The organism is Niveispirillum sp. (assembly GCF_017996735.1).
Taxonomy (GTDB): Bacteria; Pseudomonadota; Alphaproteobacteria; order Azospirillales; family Azospirillaceae; genus Niveispirillum.
Map to the genome: position 1 here is coordinate 15,871 of NZ_JAGOGJ010000005.1, position 20,810 is coordinate 36,680.

19 protein-coding genes are annotated in these 20,810 nt (G+C 66.3%); 5 read left to right on the top strand and 14 right to left on the bottom strand.

The window, feature by feature from the left end; all coding sequences use genetic code 11:
* Positions 1-51: 51 nt before the first annotated feature.
* Positions 52-1,020 (bottom strand): helix-turn-helix domain-containing protein, encoded by a 969-nt coding sequence (locus KBA48_RS03240; protein WP_292903553.1) that lies wholly within the window; start codon positions 1,018-1,020, stop codon positions 52-54.
* Positions 1,021-1,282: 262 nt separating this feature from the next.
* Between KBA48_RS03240 and KBA48_RS03245 the strand changes: the two genes are divergently transcribed.
* Both KBA48_RS03245 and KBA48_RS03250 read left to right on the top strand, forming a co-directional pair.
* Positions 1,283-3,490 (top strand): TonB-dependent receptor, encoded by a 2,208-nt coding sequence (locus tag KBA48_RS03245; protein ID WP_292903554.1) that lies wholly within the window; start codon positions 1,283-1,285, stop codon positions 3,488-3,490.
* 20 nt (positions 3,491-3,510) lie between these two features.
* Positions 3,511-3,903, top strand: coding sequence for a 2,4'-dihydroxyacetophenone dioxygenase family protein (locus tag KBA48_RS03250; RefSeq protein WP_292903555.1), 393 nt, complete (start codon positions 3,511-3,513; stop codon positions 3,901-3,903).
* Between the two features lie 40 nt (positions 3,904-3,943).
* On the opposite strand, the gene KBA48_RS03255 is transcribed toward KBA48_RS03250, so the two are convergent.
* Genes KBA48_RS03255 through KBA48_RS03265 form a run of 3 tightly spaced genes read right to left on the bottom strand, consistent with a single transcriptional unit; the run spans position 3,944 to position 6,678 of the window.
* The gene (locus tag KBA48_RS03255; protein ID WP_292903556.1) at positions 3,944-4,138 is read right to left on the bottom strand and encodes a DUF2783 domain-containing protein; all 195 of its coding nucleotides are present in this window, start codon (positions 4,136-4,138) and stop codon (positions 3,944-3,946) included.
* Positions 4,135-5,715, bottom strand: coding sequence for an FAD-dependent oxidoreductase (locus KBA48_RS03260; RefSeq protein WP_292903557.1), 1,581 nt, complete (start codon positions 5,713-5,715; stop codon positions 4,135-4,137). Before KBA48_RS03260 ends, KBA48_RS03255 begins: the two co-directional genes overlap by 4 nt.
* Before the next feature lie 3 nt (positions 5,716-5,718).
* Positions 5,719-6,678 (bottom strand): MBL fold metallo-hydrolase, encoded by a 960-nt coding sequence (locus tag KBA48_RS03265; protein WP_292903558.1) that lies wholly within the window; start codon positions 6,676-6,678, stop codon positions 5,719-5,721.
* A 151-nt stretch (positions 6,679-6,829) separates the two neighbouring features.
* Here KBA48_RS03265 and KBA48_RS03270 point away from each other — a divergent pair, with 151 nt between their 5' ends.
* Positions 6,830-7,558, top strand: a complete 729-nt coding sequence (locus KBA48_RS03270) for a helix-turn-helix transcriptional regulator (RefSeq protein ID WP_292903559.1) — start codon at positions 6,830-6,832, stop codon at positions 7,556-7,558.
* Positions 7,559-7,789: 231 nt separating this feature from the next.
* Here the strand turns inward: KBA48_RS03270 and KBA48_RS03275 are convergent, their stop codons facing one another.
* From KBA48_RS03275 to KBA48_RS03320, 10 genes are all read right to left on the bottom strand, one after another.
* Entirely contained in the window at positions 7,790-8,974 is a 1,185-nt protein-coding gene (locus KBA48_RS03275) for an acetyl-CoA C-acyltransferase (RefSeq protein ID WP_292903560.1), read from the bottom strand.
* Positions 8,975-8,982: 8 nt separating this feature from the next.
* Positions 8,983-10,194: an FAD-dependent oxidoreductase gene (locus KBA48_RS03280; protein WP_292903561.1), complete on the bottom strand. Its 1,212-nt coding sequence runs from the start codon at positions 10,192-10,194 to the stop codon at positions 8,983-8,985.
* Positions 10,195-10,205: 11 nt separating this feature from the next.
* A complete protein-coding gene (locus KBA48_RS03285; protein ID WP_292903562.1) occupies positions 10,206-12,548 on the bottom strand; it encodes a TonB-dependent receptor in 2,343 nt (780 codons plus the stop codon).
* A 285-nt stretch (positions 12,549-12,833) separates the two neighbouring features.
* Positions 12,834-14,378 (bottom strand): class I adenylate-forming enzyme family protein, encoded by a 1,545-nt coding sequence (locus KBA48_RS03290; RefSeq protein ID WP_292903563.1) that lies wholly within the window; start codon positions 14,376-14,378, stop codon positions 12,834-12,836.
* Positions 14,375-14,701: a bifunctional 3-phenylpropionate/cinnamic acid dioxygenase ferredoxin subunit gene (locus KBA48_RS03295; RefSeq protein ID WP_292903564.1), complete on the bottom strand. Its 327-nt coding sequence runs from the start codon at positions 14,699-14,701 to the stop codon at positions 14,375-14,377. The genes KBA48_RS03290 and KBA48_RS03295 overlap by 4 nt, the downstream gene beginning before the upstream one ends.
* On the bottom strand, positions 14,694-15,536 hold the full coding sequence (locus KBA48_RS03300; RefSeq protein WP_292903565.1) for an alpha/beta fold hydrolase: 843 nt from the start codon (positions 15,534-15,536) through the stop codon (positions 14,694-14,696). The genes KBA48_RS03295 and KBA48_RS03300 overlap by 8 nt, the downstream gene beginning before the upstream one ends.
* Before the next feature lie 22 nt (positions 15,537-15,558).
* Positions 15,559-16,455, bottom strand: a complete 897-nt coding sequence (locus tag KBA48_RS03305) for a VOC family protein (protein WP_292903566.1) — start codon at positions 16,453-16,455, stop codon at positions 15,559-15,561.
* The gene (hcaB, locus tag KBA48_RS03310; protein ID WP_292903567.1) at positions 16,452-17,267 is read right to left on the bottom strand and encodes a 3-(cis-5,6-dihydroxycyclohexa-1,3-dien-1-yl)propanoate dehydrogenase; all 816 of its coding nucleotides are present in this window, start codon (positions 17,265-17,267) and stop codon (positions 16,452-16,454) included. Before hcaB ends, KBA48_RS03305 begins: the two co-directional genes overlap by 4 nt.
* Positions 17,268-17,310: 43 nt before the next feature.
* Positions 17,311-17,829, bottom strand: a complete 519-nt coding sequence (locus KBA48_RS03315; RefSeq protein ID WP_292903568.1) for a 3-phenylpropionate/cinnamic acid dioxygenase subunit beta — start codon at positions 17,827-17,829, stop codon at positions 17,311-17,313.
* Positions 17,816-19,177: an aromatic ring-hydroxylating dioxygenase subunit alpha gene (locus KBA48_RS03320; protein WP_292903569.1), complete on the bottom strand. Its 1,362-nt coding sequence runs from the start codon at positions 19,175-19,177 to the stop codon at positions 17,816-17,818. The genes KBA48_RS03315 and KBA48_RS03320 overlap by 14 nt, the downstream gene beginning before the upstream one ends.
* A gap of 110 nt (positions 19,178-19,287) precedes the next feature.
* Here KBA48_RS03320 and KBA48_RS03325 point away from each other — a divergent pair, with 110 nt between their 5' ends.
* A complete protein-coding gene (locus KBA48_RS03325) occupies positions 19,288-20,187 on the top strand; it encodes an AraC family transcriptional regulator (protein WP_292903570.1) in 900 nt (299 codons plus the stop codon).
* 169 nt (positions 20,188-20,356) lie between these two features.
* The gene (paaI, locus tag KBA48_RS03330) at positions 20,357-20,782 is read left to right on the top strand and encodes a hydroxyphenylacetyl-CoA thioesterase PaaI (protein ID WP_292903571.1); all 426 of its coding nucleotides are present in this window, start codon (positions 20,357-20,359) and stop codon (positions 20,780-20,782) included.
* Positions 20,783-20,810 lie beyond the last annotated feature (28 nt).

Sequence of the window (20,810 nt, forward strand, 5' to 3'; positions counted from 1 at the left end):
CAAATGAGGTTCCCGTCCCCCGACGCCGGTCGGGAACGGGAACCTCTCCACTCACGCCCGCGTGTCACGCGCCTGCTGCCGGAACTCTCGCGGGGTGGTGCCAAAGGCGGCGCGGAAGGACCGGCTGAATTGCGAGGCGTCGGCGAAGCCGTTCTTCATGGCGATCTGCGTCAGGGACAGCCCGTCACAGCCCACGGCGGCCAGATCGGCGCGACAGCGCTGTAACCGCCGCTGCTTGATCCATTCCGAGACGGTCATTTCCGTCGCCTCGAACAGGCGGTGGAGATAGCGGGGGGAGAAGCGGAAGGCGGCGGCAATGCTTTGCGGTCCCAGGTCGGGATCGCCCACATGCAGGTTGATATAATCCTGCACCCGGGTCAGCAGCGCCCGCTGAAAGGCCGAGCCGTTCAGCCGCTCCAGTTCCGGGCGGAAGGCGATGGCCGCCAGTTCCACGGTGGCGCGCAGCATGGCGGGCCGGTCGGCGGGATCGATACTGTCGATCGACCGGTGCAACTGCCGCAGATGGGCCAGCAGCACGGCCCCCACCCCGCTGTCTCCACGCACCTGCAACCCGCACATATCCTCGATGCTGGGCAGGGCGGACAAGGCGGCCTGACGCGGGATCAGCAGGGAATATTGATGCTGCACCTCGCGCGCCGCAAAATAGGCGGGACGCGTACTGTCCCAGAGCGAGATGCTGCCGGCCACCAGTTCGGTCTGATTGCGCCCTTGTTCCAGCAGGGTATGGCCCTGTTCCAGGAACAGCAGGCAGAAATAATCGGCGTGGGATTTGCGGATATCATCGGCGCGGCGCCATCCGGCCAGCGGATCGGCCACGACATGCGTAAAGACAAAATCATCGACCGGCCGGCGCAGCACCTCGGCACTGTAATTGTCGCCCCGGTCGACATGCAGGTCCCAATGGAAATGGGTGCGGTCCAGCACATCCTGGAACCCGCGGAACCGCCGGGCAACAGGCATGGATTGTGACGACCAGCTTTCGGTCTCGGCCAACGACATATCACCTCCCCCGGATTGATCTTGTTTTTGGCCCGATCCGTTCGGGTACCGCATAGTAAACCGCATTCCGCGCCCTGACGAGCAGCCGCATACGAAGCGATGCGCGCAAGAACAAAAGAATGGTCGCTGCCGCACAAATCGCCCCGGCAGCCGCGCTCTGGCGCATGAGTTCTGACGCTCAGCGCAAAGTCACGCCGCAGCCGGCGCGATAGTTTCCGACCATCACAGAAGAACGCCCGATCAAAGGGACAAGGGAGGAAATATGACGTTCAGGAAGGGCGCGCGGGCAGCACTGGCCCTATCGCTCCTGGCGGCGACGGCGTTGACATCGCCGGCGGGCGCGCAGGAAGCGATCGAGGAGATCGTGGTCATGGCCCAGCGCCGGGCCCAGAACCTGCAGGAGGTGCCAGTCTCCGTCACGGCGCTGGGCGGTGAACAGCTTCAGGAAAGCGGCCTGTCCAACAGCCTGGCCATCGGCGACATAGTGCCGAACCTGGAAATCAAGACCTTCGGCGGCGTGCCGAACATCTTCATCCGCGGCGTCGGCAACAATGATTTCAACTCCTCCTCCGTCGGCCCGGTCAGCATCTATCGCGACGATGTGGCCGTGGCCTCCACGGGCAGCCAGATCTTCTCGCTGTTCGATCTGGACCGGGTGGAGGTGCTGCGCGGGCCACAGGGCACCCTGTTCGGCAAGAACACGACGGGCGGAGCCATCGTCTATATCTCCAAGCTGCCCGACGGCGCGCAGGAGGGCTATTTCCGCCTGGGCTATGGCCGCTTCAACCTGTTCGAAGCGGAAGGTGCCGCCTCCATGCCGCTGGCCGACGGGCTGTCGGCACGGGTGTCGGGCATCCTGCGCCGGCGTGACGGGGAACGGGTGAACCTGGCGACGGACGACCGCGCCATCGATGTCGATGAAGGGGCGGTGCGCGCCATCCTGCGCTATCACCCGGATGGCGACCATGATGTCGATATCAGGCTGGCCGCCGGCACGGGCCGCGACCGCAGCGATTACCTTCAGCCCAAGCCTGACGGGCAGATCAACGGCGCCGACCTGTTCGGCTATCGCGATCCCGCGCCGGGCGACGTCAAGATCCTGAATTTCAACGGCGACAGCCGCAACCATTCCGACAATGACTGGGTATCGCTGACGGCCTCCTTCAGCCTGTCCGACACCATGTCGCTGAAATCCATCACGGGCTATGACAAGGGTGATGTCGATAACCGGGTCGATGTCGATGGCGGGCCCAAACGCATCGACCAGATCAAGTTCGTGACGGGGACGGAACAGAAATCCCAGGAGTTGCAGGTCGCCTATAATGGCGGCGGCATCCAGGCGCTGATCGGCGCCTTCTATTTCGACGAGGATTTCACCTCCCATTCCGAGGCCGATCTGGTGGGCGAACTGACCTTCGCCCAGGGGGCCGTGCCCCTGGTCACCGATGCCACCCGCCGCAACAAGAGCTACGCCATCTTCGGGCAGACGACGGTCAATCTGGCCGATGATCTGCGCCTGACGGGGGGTGCGCGCTATACCTGGGACAAGGTGGACGCCACGCATCAGGGGCACCTGATCCCCGGCTTCTTCGACGCAAACATCCCGGATGGTGCGCCCATCGCCCTGGTGCCCTATGCCGCCATGGGCGACACGTTCAAGGCATCCTCCTGGCGTTTGGCCGCCGATTACGACGTGACCAAGGACGTCATGGCCTATGGCAGCGTCACACGCGGCTTCAAGTCGGGCAATTTCAATATCGGCATCATCACCAGCGTGGCGGAGCGGACCAAGGTCGATCCGGAATTCCTGACCGCCTATGAGGTCGGGTTGAAGACCACCCTGCTGGACCGCCGCCTGCGCGCCAATATCGCGGCCTTCCTCTATGATTACAGCGACCTGCAGGTCCTGTCGGTGAACCAGCAGGGCAGCGGTGTTCCGACGCTGGGCCTGGACAATGCCGCCGATGCCCGCATCAAGGGCATCGAGCTGGAATTGACGGCCATCCCCGTTGACGGCCTGGATCTGGGCCTGAATCTGGGCCTGCTGGATGCGCAGTACCGGAATTACACGTCCGGCGCCATCGACCCGGCCACGGGGCGCCCGCGCGACTTCTCCGGCAACAAGCTGCCGGGGGCGCCGAAATTCACCCTGTCCAGTTTCGCACAATACAGCACGCCGCTGACCGCCACCTATCACGCCGCTTTCCGGGCCGAATACAATTATACGGCCAAGAAATACTACAACAACGCCCAGGACGATCTGGTCAGCAGCCGGGGCGGCCATGGTCTGCTGAACCTGCGCGTGGCCCTGTCGGCACCGGAATCCGACTGGGAACTGGCGCTGTGGGGCCGCAACGTCACCGACAAGGCCTATATCGTCGACGCTACCGACCTGCGCGATTTCGGGCTGATCCCGCTTTATTACGGCGAGCGGGCGACCTGGGGCGTCGAATTCACCCAACGTTTCTGACCGATGAAAGGACGGGACACATGTCCACCGATGAAAGCCTGATCCCGGCGGAGGAAAAGCCCTGGGTGCCGCTGGCCGACGGGATCGATTTCCGCCTGCTGTTCACCAGCCAGGAGACGGGCCGCTGGACCGTGCTGCTGCGCTGTCAGCCCGGCAGTTCCTTCGGCCGGCACAAACATTACGGGGCCGGGGAATATTTTGTGGTCAAGGGCCGCATGGAATACCGCATGGGCTCGGCCCTGGCCGGCACCTGGGGCTATGAACCGCTGGGCACCATCCATGAGTGCACCAGCTTCCCGGAATATACCGAACTGCTGTTCACCAACCACGGCCCCGTGATGTTCATCGAGGAGGATGGAACCATCCTGTCCATCCTGGACGGTGAATTGCTGCGCAGCCTCTGCCCGCAGTGAAAAAGGGTGGCCGGCGGGGGTTTCCGCCGGCCACCCTTTCCTATCCGGCCCGTCCAGCCAGTTCGAGCGCCTGGCGCAGCACGGCGCGGTCGCCGACATGGTTGGCCAGGATCAGGATCAGCCGGGCGTTCAGCGCCTGGCTGCCGGCATCGTCCCGTCCCTGATGCACCGCCAGCAGTTCGGCATAAAATCCATCCGGGTCCTGGATATTGGGGATGAGGATCAGGTCTTTCATGTCGGGAACCCCGTGGCCTTGCGGTGGGCGGCGGCGATGGCGGCCGGATCGGGGCGGCGCCAGCGCCCCGCCACATACTGGTCGGGCCGGAACAGACAGGCCGATCCCGGCACCATGCCGTACCGCCGGCCGGCGGCACTGTCGGCATCGACAGGCAGAAGCCGGACCCCGTCGGGCAGCGGCCCCTCCCAGCCAGCGGCCATCAGCACGAAACCGCCGCCCAGCCTGTCCAGCAGCCAGCCATCGTCCAGGGCCGCATCCAAGGTCGGCGATCCCGGCGGCACGCCACCATCCCAGCCATCGCGATCGGCGCTGTTCAGCGGCCCGTCCGGGTAGCTGACGGGCATGGACAGCCTGCCGGAATTCACCATGGGCCGTGCAAAGGCACAATGCCCCGCCAGATCCAGCACGGCATCGCGGAACAGCGTGCTGACCGCCGATTTCGGGGTCAGGAAATCGGTGGAGCGGCTGGAATTCAGGATATTCTCGTCCGCCGTGATGATGGCTTCATGGTTGTAGCTGTCCAGCAGTCCCGGCCCCGCCAGCCCGCGCAGAACGAGATCCAGCTTCCAGCCCAGATTGTCGATATCGGCCAGCCCACCATTGCAGCCCCGCGCCCCGAAGGGGGAGACCAGATGCGCGCTGTCACCGGCAAAGACCACACGCCCATGCAGGAAGCGCCGCATCCGCCGGCATTGAAAGGTGTAAAGGCTGGTCCAGACAAGCTCGTAATCCACGCCGTCGCCCAGCATGGCCGACACCAGACGGCGGACATTGGCGGGGTCCAGCGCCTTTTCCCGGTCGATGTTCCAGCCAAGCTGGAAATCCAGCCGCCAGACATCATCGGGCTGCCGGTGCAGCAGCGCCGACTGGCCGGGATTGAAGGGCGGGTCGAACCAGAACCAGCGTTCCGCCGGCCGGTCGCCCGCCATGCGGATATCGGCAATCAGGAAGTGATCCTCGAACACCCTTCCGTCAAAATCCAGGCCCAGCAGCGACCGCACCGACGACCGGTTGCCGTCGCAGGCGATCAGCCAGCCGGCGCGCAGCCCATAGGTCCCCTGCCCCGCCGCCACGGTCAGGCTGACACCATCATCATCGGGCAGGACGCCGGTGACATCATGGCCCCAGCGGATATCGACATTGGGCAGGGCCGCCACGGCCCGCCACAGATATTCCTCCACATGATATTGCTGGATATTGACGAAGCCCGGCCGTTTCTGCCCCTTCACGGGCAGCATGTCGAACTGGTAAAGCGGGTCGGCGGCGTCGCGGCGGAACACCTTGCCGACATTCCAGACCACGCCCTTGTCCGTGATGGCGTCCCCCACCCCCAGCCGGTCAAAAATATCCAGGGATCGCTTGGAAAAGCAGATGGCCTTGGACCCGGCCGGGATAAAATCCAGCCGGTTCAGCACCACGACCCGGTGCCCGCGCCGGCCCAGGTCCAGCGCCATGGCCAGACCCACGGGACCCGCGCCCACAATGACGATGGGAACCGGCCCGGCATCACCGGGGCCGGGTGGCGGGCTGGCCGGCATGGGCCGCCAGACGGGGATATTGCCTTGCGTCGCCATGGCTCACCCCTGCAACTGGGCCCAGACGGCGCGGTCGCGTTCCATGGTCCAGACGCGCGGCCAGTCGATGCCGTCCATCTCATCCCACAGGCGCTGCACATTGAAGGGCAGGCAATGTTCGAAGATGGGCCAGTGGCCGAATTGCGGGGCCAGTGCCTTGTGCGTTGCCTCGAACGCCTGCTTCAGGGTGCCGCCCGCCGCATGCACGGGGCCGACATTGTCGATCATGCCCCGCAGGAAGCCGCGCGTCTGCTCGATGGCGGCATTCACAGCCTCCGGCCCACGCGCCACGGCACCGCGACCGCCGACCAGCATGTCGGCATTGAATGCCTTCACCCGGTCCAGCGGGGCGCCCGCCCAGTCCATATGGAAGGCATCGCCGGTATAAAGGGCCGCTTCCGCCTCCACCAGATCACCGGCGAACAGGCTTTTCGACTTGCCGTGCCAGGCCACGATATCGCCCGCCGTATGGCCGCGCCCGCAGAAGCGCAGTTCCAGCGTGCCGCGCGATCCGCCCAGATCGATCTCCACGCCATTGTCGAAGGACAGGTCGGGGAAGGTCAGGCCGGGGATTTCGTCAGCCCCCTTGAACAGGCGCGGCATGCGGCCCTGCTCGCTGTCCCAATCCTCCTTGCCGCGTTCCAGGATCAGGGTGCGGGTGGGCGCGCTGGCCAGCACGATCTGCGCCCCGAAACCCGCCGCCCCCAGGGCGCGCACGGCATGGTAATGGGTCAGCACCAGATAGCGGACCGGCTTGTCCGTATGCTCGCGCAGCCTGGCCAGCCAGTCGCGCGCCGCCGACGGGGTGGCACGGGCATCGATGCAGACCAGGAAATCCTCGCCTTCCACCGCGCCGACATTCGGGTCACCTTCCGCCGTCAGGGCATAGACCCCGTCCGACAGCACTTCCAGCGTCTCCTGCTTCTCCGCCAGATCGGCGGAGGATGCGAAGGCCTTGGACATTGTTTCCTCCTGGTTGATTTCATGGGGACGCCTGTCCCTTGCCCCAACAATAGGGCTGGCGAACGATGTGTCCTGTCACCGAATTGGGTGACAGAGCGTCCGGTCGGTGATAGCCATGAAGATGGACCGGCCGCCCGGAGAGCACGCCGCCATGTACGATCTTCCCCCCGACCGCATTGCCGGCCTGATCGACGCCATCGGCGGCGACAGTCTGGCGCCGCGCCTGCTGGATGCGGCGAGCGCCCTGATGCCGGCGGTGGAGATTTTCGCCTATGCGGGTCGTGACGGCACGCCACCACGGCCCCTGCTGTCGCACGGGCTGGACGGGCAGGCCCAGGGCCGGGTGCGCTCCTTCGCCAGCCATTTCCACATCGCCGACCCCCTGCGCGACACCCGGGCCCGCACGCCGCGCGGCGGCAGTTTCGCCACCCGCATCGCCACCAGCCAGATCGGGCGCGGCGATTATCGCTGGCAATGTTTCGAACGGCCCGGCTTCGCCGAGAAGCTGTGTTTCGGCTGGCGCGACGGGGCGGAAGATTATGTGCTGAATTTCTATCTGACGGCGCCGGCACCGGCGGACATGGCCGCCCTCAACGGTTTCGGCAGCCTGTGCATGGGCATGCTGCTGCGCCATGCCGCCACGGAGCAGGGCCGTGCGCGGCCCCTGGCCGACCGGCTGGCGGACCGGATGGCAATGTCCCATCCCACCCTGACGGACCGTGAACGCGCCGTCGCCGCCCGGCTTCTGGCCGGCCGGACGGCCGAACAGGCGGCGGCGGAACTGGGCATCAGCATCAACAGCCTGGCCACCTACCGCCGCCGTGCCTGCGCCCGGCTTGGCATCGCCAGCCTGTCGGAACTGCTGGACGACCTGCTGTAGGGACCGGCGGCGGAAGTCAATGGCGGATGGTTGGGGGCGGTTTAGCCCTCACCCTCCCATCGCCTGACAGCGATGGGCCCCTCCCTCTCCCACTGGCGTGGGCGAGGGGCGGAACTTCACGTTGCACCTGATTTCGTCCCTCGCCCGCTTGCGGGAGAGGGAGGGGCCCGCCCGCGCAGCGGGTGGGAGGGTGAGGGAACCACGCCGACCAAGTTTCCCCGAACAACAACCTCAGAATATCTCAAACAATCCCGCCGCCCCCATGCCGCCACCGACACACATGGTGACCACACCCCATTTCACGCCGCGCCGTTTGCCCTCGATCAGCAGATGGCCCGCCATGCGTGACCCGCTCATTCCATAGGGATGGCCGACGGAGATGGCGCCCCCATCGACATTCAGCCGGGCCGGGTCGATGCCCAGCCGGTCGCGGCAATAAAGGACCTGAACCGCAAACGCCTCGTTCAGTTCCCAGATGCCGATATCGTCGGTCTTCAGCCCGTGACGGGCCAGAAGGCGGGGCACGGCGAAGACGGGGCCGATGCCCATTTCGTCCGGTTCACACCCCGCCACCGCCAGCCCGCGCAGGGCGCCCAGCGGCGTCAGCCCGCGCTGTTCGGCCAACTTCGCCTCCATCACCACACAGGCGCTGGCCCCATCCGAAAGCTGGCTGGCATTGCCGGCCGTGATCACGGCGCCGGGGCCGCGCACGGGCTTCAGTGACGCCAGATCGTCCAGGCTGGTGCCGGGCCGGTTGCCCTCATCCTTCGATAGAAGGATATCGCGGTGGCTGACCTCGCCCGTTTCCTTGTCGGTCACGGCCATACGCGCGTCCATGGGCACGATTTCCGCATCGAAGCGGCCGGCCGCCTGTGCCGCAGCCGTGCGGCGCTGGCTTTCCAAGGCATAGGCGTCCTGTGCCGCGCGGTCGATGCCGTAACGCGCCGCCACCACCTCCGCCGTGTCCAGCATCGACATATAGATGGCGGGCGCCACCGCGCGCACCGCCGGGTCCTCGGCCCGGTACAGGTTCAGCCTGTCATTCTGGACCAGACTGATGCTTTCCACCCCGCCGCCGATGGCGACGGGCACGCGGTCGAACAGAACGCGCTGGGTGGCGGTGGCCAGGGCCTGCAGACCCGAACTGCATTCCCGCACCGTGACCAGCCCGGCGGCATTCACCGGCAATCCCGCCAGCAGCGCCGATTGCCGCGCGATATTGCCACCCGTGGACCCCTGCGGCAGGGCGCAGCCCAGAATGACATCCTCCACCTCCCCCGGCTCCACACCGGCCCGCGCCACGGCATGGCGGATGGCATGGGCGGCCAGCGCCTGACCCTGGGTGTCGTTGAAGGCCCCGCGATAGGCCCGGCCGATGGGCGTGCGGGCGGTGGAAACGATGACGGCGTCACGCATGCTATTCCTCATGATTTCGGCAGGGCCGCCACGGCGCGGCGCAGATGGAAGCCGGGATCGGCCAGTTGGTCCGCCGCGATGGCGGCACGGGCAGTCACCAGCCGCCGCAACGCCGCCATGTCGCCCGGCGCATTGATGCTTGTGGCGCCATTGATGTGCCCATCGACCAGATGGATGGTGGCAAAGGCGCCCTGCGGATCGCCGCGCACAACCATTTCCCCTGTTGTGGCGTCGCCACAGGCCTGCAGGGTCAGGTCATACTGGTCCGACCAGAACCAGGGGGCATCGGCATGGGGCTGGTCGCGGCCCAGAAGGCTGGCGGCAGTGGCCAGGGCCTGGTTCTGGGCATTGGCCCAGGTCTCCACCCGCGACCAGCGCCCATGCCAGCGGCTCCATTGGCTGGCGACATCGCCGATGGCGAAGATGCCGGGCTGCGCCGTGCGACCCTGTGCATCGACACGGATGCCATCGGCATCGGCGATGCCCAGCGGCAGGGCCAGATCGATGCACGGTTCCACCCCGATCCCGATCAGGACCAGATCGGCGGGCAGCACCCGGCCATCATCCAGAATGACGCCCCCGTCCGCCATCCCCACCGCCTGCCGCCCGACATGCAAGCCCACCCCCGCCAGCGCGTGGCGGGCCGACAGGCGCCCGGCCACCAGGGGCGGCACGGCGCGGGACAGCAGGCGGGGGGCCGCCTCCACCAGATCGACCGAACAGCCTTGTTTCATCGCGGCGGCGGCCACTTCCAGCCCGATGACCCCACCGCCCAGCACGGCCAGACGCAGGCCCGGCCGCAGGCGGCGACGCAGGTCCAGCGCATCCTCCACCGTGCGCAGATAAAGGACGGGCACCGGCCCCGCTTCCAGCAGCGGCAAGCGGCGGGGTCTGGTCCCCGTGGCGAAGACCAGCCGGTCCCAGCGCAGCACTTGTCCATCGGCCAGGGTGACCGACCGCGACGCGGCATCCACCCCCGTCGCCGCCATTCCCGTCAGCAGGCGGATGCCCGCCATCCCCCACCCGGCCACGGGTTTGATGGGTGTCAGCGACGCGCCGGGGTCCAGCAGCATCTCCTTGGACAATTGCGGGCGTTCATAAGGCGGATGGGCCTCCGCCCCCACCAGCGTGACGGGGCCGGTATGGCCGCCGTCGCGCAGGGCTTCCGCCAGACGGGCGCCGGCCTGACCGGCGCCCAGGATCACGATACGGTCATCCATCACGGCCGGCATCAGAAACGGATGGTCGCTTCCACACCATAGGTGCGGGGCGCGCCGGGGGTGAAGAAGTCGAAGGCGAAGCTCTCGATATTCAGCCCGTAGCTGTAATAATACTTGTTGAACAGGTTCTTGCCCCAGAGGGCGATGGTGAAGTTATCGGCGTCATAGCGCAGCCGGGCGTCAACCAGCGTGTAGCCCTTCTGCCCGTCGCGGATCGGACCCATGGCCTGACGGTCGTTGAACGGGTCGAAATACTGGCGCGAGGCATACTGGATGTCGGCATTGAGGATCAGGTTGCCGTCCCCGATCTGGGCCAGCACCATTTCCGGGGACAGCGAGGCCGTCCATTCCGGGGCGAACGGGAAGGCGTTGCCGCCCAGCGCGATGCCGCGCGGATCGGTGGCCGCCGCATCGCCCGGCGCCAGGAACTGGCCGTTCTTGTAGCGGGTGTTCAGATAGCCCAGGGCGGCCTGCACCCGCACATCGTCGGACAGGAAGGCCGTGGCTTCCAGTTCGAACCCATACATGCGGCCATCCAGAGAGCGCAGGAACGCCACGCCGTTCTGGATCTCCTGCACCTGCTGGCCCTTATAGTCATTATAGAACAGGGCGGCGTTCACCTGCAGGGCGTTGTCCAGGAAGCGTCCCTTGTAGCCCGCCTCGAACGCGTCAACTTCTTCCGGCTTCACGAAATTGGGCACGGGCACGATGGACTGGCCGTTGAACGAACCGGAACGGTAGCCACGGGAATAGCTGCCATAAACCATGCCCTGATCGCCGACATCCTGGCTCAGCACGATGCGGCCGGTGGGCTTGGTCACGCTTTCCTTGATCTCCGCCGGGGCCGGGGACAGAACCGGCAGGCCCGACAGGATGCGCGCGCCGGCCGAGGCATAGGTGTAGAGGAACGGGCGGCCGGTGCTGTCGCGCAGGAAGGAGCTGTAATCCGTCAGCCTCACCTGCTCATGCGTCAGGCGCCCGCCCAGCGTCAGCCGGGTCGTGTCGGTCAGGTCGATCACCGCCTCGGCATAAACGGCATAGGTTTCCTGGGCCTGGCTCAGTTCCTGATGCGCGTCGATGGCGGTGGGCGGCACCTGCGTGGGCGGGAAGAAATTGCCACCCGGATTGAACTGCCCCGGCCCGGCCAGCGCCGACAGGAAGCCGACATACTGGTAATTGTTGGAGACCTTGACCTTCTGCGAGCCGACATAGGCGCCACCGATCAGGCTGAACCCGTCCGCGTCATAGGTGGCGTGCAGGTCCTGGCCAACCGACCAGAAATTGGCGGCGTTGGGACGCCATTCGCCGATGGCGCTGGGCGAGCCGTCGAAATCGAACGGCTGATGCAGGTCGCCGGTGTCATAGCCGGTGACCGACGAAATGGCGACGTCCCCGACATTCACGTCGGCCTTCAGGTTCAGGCCACGGGCGTTGGACACGAACCGGCCCTGGTTGGTGGCCGCCGCCTCCCGCTTGCCGATGCCGGTCAGCACCCGGCCCGTGATATCGGCGCCGGTCGGGTTCAACTGCTTGATGACGCCGGTGGAGCCGACCGGTTCATTATGGGACAGGTAACCGCGCAGGGTCAGGTCGATCGTGTCGTTCGGCTTGGCGCGGATGGACAGGCGACCGGCCATGCTGTCGTCGCTGTCGAAATCCTTGGTTCCCACCAGACGGTTGGTGGCGCCGTACCGTTCCGTCACATTCTTGATATAGCCGTCGCGGTACAGGCGGGTGAAGGCGATGCGGGCACCCAGTTCATCCTCGACCAGCGTGGCCTCGGCCGCACCGGTCAGGGTGAAGCGGCCGTAATTGCCGATGCCGGCCGTCAGATAGCCCTTGTCCTCACCCAGTTCCGGCCGGCGGGTGATCAGGTTGATGGCGCCGCCCGTGGTGTTGCGGCCATAAAGCGTGCCCTGCGGGCCCTTCAGAACCTCGATGCGCTCCAGATCGTACAAAGCCGCGCCGTGGCTGGCGCGGAAGCCCTGATAGGCTTCGTCGAAATAGACGCCGATGGGCGACTGGGCATTGGGATTGAACTCGTTCGCCACGCCGACGCCCCGGATGGTGAAGTTCGGCTGGGTCTCGGAGAAGGGCGAGTTCACCCGCACGTTGGGCATCATGCCGGACAGGGCGGCCGCACTGGAGACACCCTTGGTTTCCAGGGCATCGGCGCTGAGTGCCGCGATGGAGACCGGAACGCTTTGCAGGTTCTCCGCCCGGCGGTTGGCCGTGACGATGATCTCTTCCAACTGCAACGGCGCCGGATCGGCGGCCAGCGCCATCGGGACGGCCAGCATGGACGCCGACAGGGCCAGCGCGCTGGTGACGGTACCGGTGATATTCCTTCTCATGGCGTTCCTTCCTTCGACCTTGTTCTGGTTATGGTTGGTCATCCGGCAACCCCCCGGCTGCCGGTTTGCTTCCTGTTTGCGCGTGGGCATGTTTGACCCTCACCCTCCCAAGCCCTGCCGGGCCTGGGCCCCTCCCTCTCCCACTTTCGTGGGCGAGGGGCGTAATGTTCGCCCCTCGCAGGAATTCGCCCCACCCCGCAAGAGTTCGCCCCTCTCCCGCATGCGGGAGAGGGAGGGGCCCACCCGCTGTGAAGCGGGTGGGAGGGTGAGGGTCGGCTCCATCGGTCAGTGCCCCCCTCCCGCCGCCGCCGTCAGTGCCTTACGCACGATCTTCCCCGTGGCGTTGCGAGGGAAATCGTCCAGCAGCAGATAGCGGGACGGGCATTTGAAACGCGCCAGCCGTGCGGTGGCATGGGCACGCGCCGCCGCCTCGTCGAAATGGTGGCCGGGGCGGGTGACGATCGCCGCCCCCACCACCTCTCCCCATTTCGCATCGGGGATGCCGAACACGGCGCATTCGCGCACCGATGGCAGTTCGGCCAGCACACGCTCCACCTCCTGCGGGAAGACATTCTCCCCGCCGGAAATGATCATCTCTTTGATGCGGTCGACGATGTAGAGATAGCCATCCGCGTCCAGGCGGCCGGCGTCGCCCGTGCGGAACCAGCCATCCGGCGTCCAGGCTCCGCGCGTCTTTTCCGGATTGCGCCAATAGCCCAGGAACAGGTTGGGGCCGGAGATCTGCACCTCGCCCACCTCGTCCGCCGCCGCGATGGACCCGTCGGGCCGGGCGATGCGCACCGACACGCCCATGATGGGCCGCCCCGCCGACCGCAGCAGTTCGCCGCGTCCCGCCAGGGCCGAAAGATGGTCGGACGGGTTCAGGGTCGTGGCGATGCCGGCCGTTTCCGTCAGGCCGTATCCCTGCACAAATTCGCACCCGAACAGCGCCAGCGCCTCGCGCAGCATGCCTTCCGGAATGGGCGACGCGCCATAGCAGATGCGCCGCACGCCCTCGACCCGCGTCACACCGCGCGCCGTGGCCTCCAGCAGCAATTGGCCGATCATGGCGGGCACCAGCATGGTCCCGGCCACGCGCCCCTCGACCAGCAGGTCGAACACCTCCGCCACATTGAAGCGCGGCGGCAGTTCCACACGCGCCCCGGCCAGCAGCGCCGCCATCGAGGTGATGGTGGCCGCGATATGGAACAGCGGCGTGACGATCAGCACCCCGTCACCCGGCCGGTAGGGCTGGGTATGGAAGAACTGTTCCAGCTGCGCGTCCCACGCCCCGTGGGAAATCAGGATGCCGCTGGGGCGGCCCGTCGTGCCGCTGGTATACATCTGGAACAGCGGATGGCCGGGGTCCCAGCCCAGGTCGGGCGCCGGCACCCCTGCCGACGCCGCCAGCCAGTCTTCCAGGCCGACCCAGCCGTCACGCGGCCCGTCCAGGCAGATGCGCGGGCACGACACCGCGCCGGGCACGGCGTCGAAGATATCGGCGCCGGCAGCATCGGCCAGCACCAGGGCCGGTTCGGCGTCGGCCGCGATCTCCGCGATCTCCCGCGCGGCCAGCCGCGTGTTCAGCGGCGTCCACACCACGCCCGACGCGGCGGCGGCCAGGAAACCTAGCAGCCCCTCCCGGCGGTTGGCCGACAGAACCACCACGCGGTCCCCCGGCTTCAGCCCTGCCGCCACGAACGCCCCCGCCAGCCGGCCGACCAGTTGGCCGGCGGCCCGGAAATCCAGCGCGCCCCCCGCATCGGTCAGGGCCACCGCGTCCGGATGGCAGCGGGCGAACCAGTCAAGGCGGCGATGGATGGGGATCATGCCGCGGCCCCCAGATCGACGAACAGCTCCCCGTTCTCCACCCGCACCGGGAAGGTGCGGATGTCGACGCGGGCCGGCGCCGTCAGCGCCTTGCCCGTGCGCACACAGAATTTCGCCATGTGCCACGGGCACTCGATCGTGTGGCCTTCCAACCAGCCCTCGGCCAGCGACGCCTTGTCATGGCTGCACCAGTCGTCGGTGGCATAGAAGGCGCCATCGACATTGTAGATGGTGACCGGCGGTTCGGAGCAGACACGCCGCAGCTCGCCCGGCGGCAGCGTATCGGCGGAACCACCGGAAACCAGACGGGACGGTTCAGCCATGAAGGAACTCCGTCACCAGGGCATTGAACTCGTCGGCCTTTTCCCACTGCGCCCAGTGGCCGCATTTGGGGAAGACGTGCAGACGCGCCTCCGGGATCTGCTTCAAAAGGATGAAGGCGCTGTCCAGCGGCATCACCCGGTCGTCGCGGCCCCAGACGATCAGCGTCTGGTGCGGCAGCAGGTCCAGGCGTTCGCGCCAGACCTCGTCAGGCTGCGGCGGGCGACCGTTGCGCACGGCGATGGGCGGACAGGCCACAACTTCCGGCCGGGTCGCGGCCCGCAGCCGGTCGGCCACCAGCGCCTCGATATCGATGGTCTGGTCATAGATCATTTCGCGGATGAAGGCCGTCATCCGTTCCGGCGACGGGCCGGGCGGCAGATAGAAACCGGCCAGCATCTTCAGGCCCGTGGTCGGCATGATGGTGGTGACGGGATAACCGCCGCCCGACCCCATCAGCACCATCTTGCCCACCTTCTCCGGCCGGCGCAGGGCCAGCATCATGGAGGTGCCGCCACCCAGCGAGTTGCCGACCATGTGCGCCTTTTCGATGCCCAGCGCATCCAGGAACTTGCCGACATGCAGGCCGTAGAATTCGAAGAACTTGTCGGGAATATGCTGCTTGTCGGACTGGCCGAAGCCCGGCAGGTCGATGGTCAGCACCCGGAAATGCCGGGCCAGCACCTGGATATTGCGCGACCAGTTGGACAGGCCCGAGGCGCCGGGGCCGGCACCGTGGATCAGGACGATGGGAAAGCCTTCGCCCGCTTCGTGATAGAAGGTGCGGATGCCGTCGACAGTGACGAAACGGCCCGTGCCGATGGGGGAGTCGGTCATTTCTTTTGAACCTTTCTGACGGTCAGATGCGGGCGCGGTGATGGCCCCAGACGCTGATCGCGGCATGGGTGCCGACGGACCAGTCCGGGCCGCCCACGGCAATGCCCTCGCACCCGTATTCGACCTCGAAGCCGGACGGCGTGCGAACGTAGAAGGACAGCATGCGGTCGTTGGAATGGCGGCCCAGGGTCGCCGTGATCTCCGTCCCCGCCTTCATGAACCGGTCGATGGCCAGGCCCACATCGTCGATACCGGGCACTTCCAGCATGACATGGTGGATACGCTTGCCGCCGGGCATCGCGGGCGCGATGGCGATGGAATGGTGACGGTCGTTGCAATGCAGGAAGGTCAGCGGAATGACGATGCCGGGCGCCGCCTCGAACAGGATGCGGTCGGACAGGCGCATGCCCAGGACGCTGGTATAGAAGGCCGTGCTGGCCGCCACGTCGGACGTGTTGACGATGATGTGGCCCAGCCCCTGGTCACCCGTGACAAAGCCCGTCAGGGGCTGCGGCGACCGGAAAGGCACCTCCGGCACCAGCCGGGGGCCGTAATAAAGCTCGATGGCCAGCCCGTCGGGATCGACGCAGCGGGCCAGTTCCATGACACCGCGCGTCGCGGCCAGGGCCGCGTCACGCTCGATGGTGATGCCGGCATCCTGGATGCGCCGCACAACAGCGTCGAAATGTTCCGCACTGCCGCATTCAAAACCGGCATAGAGGAAATCGTCGGTCGGATCGTCATGCAATGCGAAACGCCAGGCATGCTCGTCGATCCGGTAGCGGGTGGAGCCGTCAGGGCCGGCAGCGGCCGACATCAGTCCCAGAAGCGCGGCATGGTCGGTCCAGGCCGCCTGGGAGGCCACGCCGAAACCCAGATAGCCGAGCGCGCCCACGGCATTGTCGTGTTGATGGATCATTGCGCAATCTCCTGCCCGTTGGGGCTCATGAACCCCCGGATGGAAAGGCCGCCGTCATAGTTCAGGACCATGCCGGTGGCCGGCACGTTCTCGGCACGGGCGGCCAGGAAGACATAGGCCGGCACGTATTCCTCGACCGTGGGGATGAAACCCAGCGGCACGATGCGGTCGGCGACGGTTTCGAACCCGATTGATCTGATATCCCGATCGTTCAAGCCCAGGCTGGCGGGGCCGGTCAGTCCAGTCAAAATCCCGCCCGGTGCCACGGCATTGACGCGAATATTCGGCGCCAGCTCATAGGCAAGTTGCCGGACCAATCCCACACCCGCATGTTTTGACGCCGTATAAAGAACACCGCCGCCATTGGGCAGATGAGCGGCATTGGACAGGGTAAAGATCATGCTGCCCCCGCTTTGCCGCAACGCGGCAGCGGATGCCCGTGCCCCGTGCAGATAGCCCAGGACATTCACGCCGAACAACTCATCAAAGCCGGCGGTCAGTTCGGCACCGCACAAGGACACAAGCGGTCGGTTGAAGTCCCACAGGCCGGCATTGCCAATAAAGCAATCAAGCGTGCCGAAACGCTCCAGCGTCAGGGCGACGGCACGGTCATTGACCTCGGCCTCGCGCACATCGCCCTGGATGACCGCGACCTTGTCGCCGAATGCCTGCTCCAGCGCCGCCAGGCCCGCCGCTGACCGGTCCAGCACGGCGCACCGCGCGCCTTCGCCGATGAAGCGTTCTACGATGGCGCGGCCCAGGCCACCGGCACCGCCGGTGACCAGGGCGACCTGCCCTTGCAAACGTCCCATGATGGTTCATCCCTGTTGGGGAAGCGCCCGTGGCGCCCGCGCGTCAGAAAAAGATGCTGAGACTGCTGGTCAGCAGCGTGGCCTGATCCAGAAGCACGGTGCGCCGCGCGATGCGGAAGCCGCCGTCGCGGACCCGCAGCACATCCTGCCGCTCGCCCGCGAAGATCTCCGTCTGGCGTTCCAGACGGTTGCGATAGACCAGAAAGGCCGATTTCACGGCCAGTTCGCCCGGCACGGCCCCATCGGCGATGCGGACATTGCTGATCAGGTGGCGGGTGCGTGACGGCGGGTCTTCGGCCCAGTTGCTGCCGCAGGCCAGCTTGCGCTGCCGGACGGCCATGCTTTCCTTGTCCTCGTCGTAATAGGCCGACTGCCGGTCATCGGAAAATTCCAGGTGCATTTCCCGCCGGCCACGGTTGAAGCGCATCGGCATGAAGTAGCGGATGTCATCTTCCAGCAGGGCGAACCACTCGTCATAGCGACGGTCGTCCAGCAGTTCAGCCTCGGCGTAATAGAACTGCTCGACCTGATACTGGCGCAGGATCGGATCACTCGGCAGCATGGCAGGTCTCCCCGGTGCAGGTACCTTCGTTCTGCGGAATCACCGGGTCCGTGGGATGCGTCAGCAGCTTCTGCCAGTGGGCATAGAAGCCGCGCGCCGCCTCCTCCGAATAGACCCAGCCCACCGTGCCGGGGAATTGCGGGTCGTCGGTGCGCGCCCGGCCCTGACCCATGCCGATATGGAACCACGTATCCTGGGCGGAGGAGCCTTTCAGCACGCGCTGGATTTCCACCCAGTTCTCGCCATCCTCCTGCTCGAAAATGCCGGCGGCGCTGAAGGAACGCAGGCCGCCCACGCGATAGGCTTCCTTCACCTCGTCCGAGGCGTCGGCTTCCACCAGCGTCCAGGCCCAGACCTCGATCTCGTTCGGCCCCTTGGGGTGCCAGACACGAACGGTATTGGCCGTGGGCAGGAAGGAGAAGTTGGGGAAAACCGTCATGTGCTGGGCATGCATATACTCGCCGCGCACGAAGCCCAGCCGTTCCACGGCCTGCTCCTTGCCTTCCTCCGACATATAGCGCGCGACCTCCGGCCCCACGAAGGAACCCAGAAGCTGCCGCCGGCCGGCCCCCACAAAAAAGCCTGTCCCGTGCCCCCGGTCGGACCGGAACTGACGGCCCTCATGACCGAAATCGACCTGCTCCTCCTCCACGACGGGCTTCACCGACATGGAAACCGACAGGTGCGCCACGGGCGCGTGATACATGTCCGAGGCGAACTGTTCGGCCGCGAATTTCCAGTTGCAGGGGATCACCCACTTGTGGATGCCGCCGATGGCCTGCGTGCCGGCCGCCGACCGGTCCAGCAGCACATCCAGATAGAAGGCGGCGTCACCCAGATACTCCAGGAAATCCGGGGCATCGGCGTCCCAGTTGCCGAAGATCAGGCCCTTGTAGCGGACGATCCGGGGAACGGGACGCGCGCCCCATTCGGCCTTGTCCACCTTGCCATAGGCCTGTTCCTCCAGCGGCACGCCCACCAGTTCGCCCCCCAGGCCATAGACCCAGCCATGATAGACGCAGGTGAAATTGCGAGCCTTGGAACCCATGTCCGACCGGCACAGGCGCATGCCGCGATGGCGGCACTGGTTCAGGAAGGCCTTGACCTCCCCGTCCTTCTGCCGGACCACGACAACCGGGTCCTCGCCCATATAGGTGGACAGGAAGTCACCCGGACCCGGTATCTGGGTTTCATGGGCAAGAAACAGCCAGCAGCGCTTGAAGATCGTTTCAAGTTCAAGGGCATAAATATCCGGGTCTGTATAGGCACGACCCTGGATTTTACCGGCATCTTCATCGAATACCCGCGCGACGAGGTCGCGCGTCGCCTCTGGGGTCTTCGCGCTCATCTTTCCTCCCGATCATTTCTCTTGCAGGTGTCTGGCTGGGTTCTAGAATGCCCCAAACAGCTTGATCGGGCATTGGTTCGGACATGAAAAGAATTAGCAGATCGTTCAAAATGACCCCGCCCGAACGGTTGCCCGAGCCACGCATGGACGGGGTCCGCTTCGGCAGCATCGATCTGGGCGATGGGGAGGTGCTGAAGGCCGCGCCACGGGAATGGAGCTGGTTCTTCTATGTCCGCCACGGAACCATGCTGATCCGCCGGGGTGAGGACCCGCCCGTCACGGTGCGGGCGGGCGAAGTGTTCGGTGGCGACAGCCGTTCGGGCTTCGAAATACGGGAGGCGACGGGCCGGCGCGGTCTTGTCCGGACGTTCGCGGAACTGGCGCCTTATGACCCGGCGGCCGACCAGCCGCTGATGATCCTGGCCGCCCATGCGCCCCTGTCGGCCAATGTGCTGCTCAGTTCCTTTTCACAGCATATCCATGTAACGCCGGAGGACCCCGGCCCCACGGCGGCACGCCTGCGGGCGCTGGTGGATTTTGTGGAGGATGAGCTGTCCGGCGACGATGCGCTGGTCGACCGCGAGGGGGTGCTGCAGCGGCTGGCGGAACTGATCCTGGTGACGCTGGTCCGCCATCAGGTGGTGACGGCCGACGATATCCGCGCCACCTTGCCCACCGCCCTTGCCGACCAGCGGCTGTGGCGCGCGCTGGGCGCGTTCCAGCGGGCGCCCGCCGCGCATTGGACCGTGGAGCGGCTGGCCGCCGCCGCCGGCATGTCGCGCACCGCCTTCGCCATCCGCTTCCGAGAATTGATCGGGGAGCCGCCGCTGCACACGCTGACCCGCCTGCGCATGGGCATGGCGACGGAGATGCTGCAACAACCCGATGTGCCGCTGAAACGGATCGCCGAACGCATCGGCTATACGACGGAGGCCGCCTTCTGCCGCGCCTTCGCCAACCATTTCGGCACCAGCCCCGGCCGCTGGCGCCAGGGGCGAATCGTTAATTGACCGTCTAGACGGTCTATTATTGACAGCGTGTATGCGGCTGCGCCACCATGGCGCCGTCCTCGCGTGGCGATGAGAGTTTGTCAGGTTTATAGGGAATCGGGTTGATTTCGTCCCCTACCGTCCTCCCGGCAGCATCAGCGCCCACGGCAAACCGTACAAGGAAGAAGGCATGAGCATCGATCATCGCACGATCGCCGAAACCATGTTGTCGCGCGAAGGAACCGGCCCCGCCTGGGGGATCGAGATCCTGGAAGCCGGCGAAGGCTATTCGAAACTGTCCATGCGGCTGCGGCCCGACATGCTGAACGGCCACGGCATGGCGCATGGCGGCATGATCTTCGCCCTGGCCGATACGGCCTTCGCCTATGCCTGCAACAGCCGCAACCAGGCATCCGTAGGCGCACAGGCCTCCATCGCCTATCTGGCGCCGGCCCATGGCGGCGACGTGCTGGTGGCCGAAGCGCGGGAGGCGGCGGTGGCCGGGCGCAGCGGCGTCTACACTGTCAGCGTGCGAACCGACGACGGCCGTATCGTGGCGGAATTCCAGGGCCTGTCCCGCACCATCGGCGGCGCCGTGATCGGGGAAGGCGTCTGACCACCTGGGGCACAGCCACCGATCCAGC

Excerpts from the sequence above, each read along its gene's own strand:
- KBA48_RS03265 (WP_292903558.1), bottom strand. The coding sequence starts at position 6,678 with ATGTCCAAGGCCTTCGCATCCTCCGCCGATCTGGCGGAGAAGCAGGAG.
- KBA48_RS03320 (WP_292903569.1), bottom strand. The coding sequence starts at position 19,177 with ATGAGCGCGAAGACCCCAGAGGCGACGCGCGACCTCGTCGCGCGGGTA.
- hcaB (WP_292903567.1), bottom strand. The coding sequence starts at position 17,267 with ATGGGACGTTTGCAAGGGCAGGTCGCCCTGGTCACCGGCGGTGCCGGT.
- KBA48_RS03290 (WP_292903563.1), bottom strand. The coding sequence starts at position 14,378 with ATGATCCCCATCCATCGCCGCCTTGACTGGTTCGCCCGCTGCCATCCG.
- KBA48_RS03325 (WP_292903570.1), top strand. The coding sequence starts at position 19,288 with ATGACCCCGCCCGAACGGTTGCCCGAGCCACGCATGGACGGGGTCCGC.
- KBA48_RS03245 (WP_292903554.1), top strand. The coding sequence starts at position 1,283 with ATGACGTTCAGGAAGGGCGCGCGGGCAGCACTGGCCCTATCGCTCCTG.
- KBA48_RS03255 (WP_292903556.1), bottom strand. The coding sequence starts at position 4,138 with ATGAAAGACCTGATCCTCATCCCCAATATCCAGGACCCGGATGGATTT.
- KBA48_RS03280 (WP_292903561.1), bottom strand. The coding sequence starts at position 10,194 with ATGGATGACCGTATCGTGATCCTGGGCGCCGGTCAGGCCGGCGCCCGT.
- KBA48_RS03285 (WP_292903562.1), bottom strand. The coding sequence starts at position 12,548 with ATGAGAAGGAATATCACCGGTACCGTCACCAGCGCGCTGGCCCTGTCG.
- KBA48_RS03250 (WP_292903555.1), top strand. The coding sequence starts at position 3,511 with ATGTCCACCGATGAAAGCCTGATCCCGGCGGAGGAAAAGCCCTGGGTG.
- KBA48_RS03275 (WP_292903560.1), bottom strand. The coding sequence starts at position 8,974 with ATGCGTGACGCCGTCATCGTTTCCACCGCCCGCACGCCCATCGGCCGG.
- KBA48_RS03305 (WP_292903566.1), bottom strand. The coding sequence starts at position 16,455 with ATGATCCATCAACACGACAATGCCGTGGGCGCGCTCGGCTATCTGGGT.
- KBA48_RS03270 (WP_292903559.1), top strand. The coding sequence starts at position 6,830 with ATGTACGATCTTCCCCCCGACCGCATTGCCGGCCTGATCGACGCCATC.
- KBA48_RS03295 (WP_292903564.1), bottom strand. The coding sequence starts at position 14,701 with ATGGCTGAACCGTCCCGTCTGGTTTCCGGTGGTTCCGCCGATACGCTG.
- KBA48_RS03315 (WP_292903568.1), bottom strand. The coding sequence starts at position 17,829 with ATGCTGCCGAGTGATCCGATCCTGCGCCAGTATCAGGTCGAGCAGTTC.
- KBA48_RS03300 (WP_292903565.1), bottom strand. The coding sequence starts at position 15,536 with ATGACCGACTCCCCCATCGGCACGGGCCGTTTCGTCACTGTCGACGGC.
- KBA48_RS03260 (WP_292903557.1), bottom strand. The coding sequence starts at position 5,715 with ATGGCGACGCAAGGCAATATCCCCGTCTGGCGGCCCATGCCGGCCAGC.
- paaI (WP_292903571.1), top strand. The coding sequence starts at position 20,357 with ATGAGCATCGATCATCGCACGATCGCCGAAACCATGTTGTCGCGCGAA.
- KBA48_RS03240 (WP_292903553.1), bottom strand. The coding sequence starts at position 1,020 with ATGTCGTTGGCCGAGACCGAAAGCTGGTCGTCACAATCCATGCCTGTT.